This window comes from Belliella alkalica (genome assembly GCF_022549785.1).
GTDB lineage: Bacteria > Bacteroidota > Bacteroidia > Cytophagales > Cyclobacteriaceae > Belliella > Belliella alkalica.
Genome location: NZ_JAKZGO010000045.1, coordinates 1 through 2,848, shown reverse-complemented (window position 1 = coordinate 2,848; position 2,848 = coordinate 1). Strand labels below are relative to the sequence as shown.

The following is a 2,848-nucleotide window of genomic DNA, read 5'->3' as shown; positions in this document are numbered from 1 at the left end:
GCTCAAATTATTTGATTAGCGGGTTTTTTATGTTTTAAAAGAATTTTTTAACATAAATCAATCTTAGTATTTGATACATTATTAAGGCAAACAATAATGCTCAGGATTACATTGACCAAACAAGTACTTTTGGAAAGCCTGAAATCAAAACTGGCAGAGTCAGCAATTATGGCGATTACTTTCCACTATGGAAAAAGTCAAAGCTTATAGAAAAACAAGCCACATTTCTAGTAGCGCCATATCACAGGTGGATGAATAGGGAATACGGAGATCAGAATTATATTCGTAGATTGGTATTCGAGTATGGTACAGAAGGTGAATTAATCAGAGCTGGAGTCATAGAACTTGTTTCAGGAACTCTTAGCCTCAGGCATCTAGCCGAAAGACATGAAGCCGTCATAGATCAATACCTCATAGGAAACCCCTCTGAAGAAATCGGCATAATCTGGTCCGATATCAACATGAATGAATTGGAAGCAATGGCAGAAATTGGTTATGAAGTAGGTATTAGCTCAGATAGCAAAGCTTCCGCTCGATTAGCAGATGCGAATTGTACTTATTATTTCTATGTATTGACTGATCAGGCTACGGGCATGATCATCTCCGCTACTTTTCTTTACAAAGAGTGTCCACTACCAAACTTCTCAGACATCACCCCATGTGACAATGGTGGTTTGAGATTATCTTGGGATCCAGATAACGAAGGTGATTATCTTCCCTGTCCTGATCTGGATGATGGCATAGGTGGAGAAACTCCTACACTAGAAGACTGTGAATTTCTGCAAATGATGGGATATGATGTGGAGTGTGTTATTGAAGAGGAAAATCCTTTAAACAAGCCATTGGCACTTTTTGCAGACATTCCATGCGAAGTAATCCAAGAATGGTTAGCGACTGCTACCTATGAGGTGAAACAACCTGAAATAAATAAATTAAATACGATAGTATCAAACATTCCTTATGGCACCGGAACATCAGGGGCAATATTCAATATGCAAGATATAGCCAGGTTACAATCAATCAATAATGCTCATAGCACAGTGGTAAATATGGATTATTTACCTATTACAATTAACCAATTACCTACTATAAATGGACAGCAAATGACTCCTGACACCTTCTTGAACTATATTAGAACCAATATCAATCATTTTGTAGATAATAGTGAGGCTACATTTACTCCTTATAATCATTTTGGTATTAATGATAATGAATTGTGGAATTCTTCGAATCCAACAGGCGCTGTTATAAGTATAGATATCTGGGGTCCTGATAATGGCTCTGTGATTACCTCTTACAGTAACCAAGATCAGTGGACATTTTCAACGATCTACGACCCAAAGAATTTTGAACACCCTGTAAGTGGAAATCGAGACTTTGGATATGTGGAAAATTCAAATGGATCATATACTTTCTACACAAGGGGAGTTGATCGGTTTACACATGGGATTGGTACTTTGGCAGAATATATGAGTGAGCTAACCAATACAACTTATTTCTCACCATTTGCACATGCTGATGCTTTATGGGAATCTTTTCAAAGTGGTATTAGCTTATTTGTAAACCAGAATAGTGGTTCGGCAACAATTATTGAGGCACAGATAAATAGACCTGACTGGCAAAATTTATTGGATGTAATAAATGGCGTAAAACCACTTAGTACCTTAAGCAGCGACTGTGATGATTAGAAGAATAATTATTAATTTAATACTTACCTACTTGTTTATTCCTCTAACTATTATTGGGCGAACATACTATCAATTTGAATATGGAGAAGGAATCAAATACTATCGGGGAGATTTTGAAAGCTATCTTTTAAATAGGTCTGTTGGCCCTATATTGATAATAAGTACGCTATATCTACTTTTTCTCTTTATTCATAATGCGATTGTCCTTCATTACAGTGAAAAAGGGGGGAATTTTGGTTTGTTAAAAAAAATAGGGATCCTATGGTTAATTCACTTAATGTTCCTATTGTTAATAGGTTCCTTTAACAATATATGGGTGAATCCACTTTGGAGTAATTGGGTGTATTTGCCTATCACTTTGCTACCAAGCATCATCTTTGCTACAGCAATTCATATATTGGTTGACCTACCAGATATTAGGAAACTAAAGTAAAAGCAAATAAACATAGAAGGTTCAATTTTAAACAAGGTTAATTCTTAATCACATTAAAAGAGTTGCATAATGGTAATCCATATCGATGTAAAACAAGAAGAAAATGAATTGGTGTTGAAATTTAAACATTTTGCAAGTTCTATAAATAAAATCGTACCAGACCACAAATCTGCAGCTCCATCTATTTGGGGACTAAAATGAGTAGAACACTAAAACCTATATTCAAAAACCCATTAATCAGAATTGATTGAGGAGTTTTATATTCTTTTACAAGGATAGTTGATACAGATAAAATACAAATAAGTTCTTGACTACTATTGTTGATCTAATATATATTAAGTTTCACCTTTTCCAACAATTCACTAGATCTAGCAAGATTAACCCCAGAAAACACCTCCTAGCAGTTGTTTTTTTATTTGAAATTATTTGACTAATATTAGAAAACTAAAATATATAATATGAAACTAACATTTACCCCCCCCCCTCCAATTATGAACTTGGTAGGCTAGTAGTCAAGGGGCACTTCCTTTTGTTGTTTGTACTTGTATTTGCGGGCTGTGTGCAAGAGGAAGATGTAGTGAAACAACCACAGCAGAAGCTCTCTCAAAAGGAACTCCTAGCCAAAGCCAAAGATTATTATGACCTGAATAGTACTTTTGGAAAGCCTGAAAGCAAAACTGGCAGAGTCAGCAATTATGGCGATTACTTTCCTGTATGGGAAAAGTGT

Annotated in this window: 3 protein-coding genes; all 3 read left to right on the top strand. The window is 35.4% G+C overall.

The window, feature by feature from the left end; genetic code table 11:
* Positions 1–251 precede the first annotated feature (251 nt).
* Positions 252–1,688, top strand: coding sequence for a hypothetical protein (locus tag MM213_RS20455; protein ID WP_241414743.1), 1,437 nt, complete (start codon positions 252–254; stop codon positions 1,686–1,688).
* A 502-nt stretch (positions 1,689–2,190) separates the two neighbouring features.
* Complete coding sequence (locus MM213_RS20925) at positions 2,191–2,322, top strand: hypothetical protein (RefSeq protein ID WP_255807045.1); 132 nt, start codon at positions 2,191–2,193, stop codon at positions 2,320–2,322.
* Between the two features lie 331 nt (positions 2,323–2,653).
* Positions 2,654–2,848 (top strand): hypothetical protein (locus MM213_RS20450; protein ID WP_241414742.1); only part of this gene is annotated, 195 nt, incomplete at its 3' end.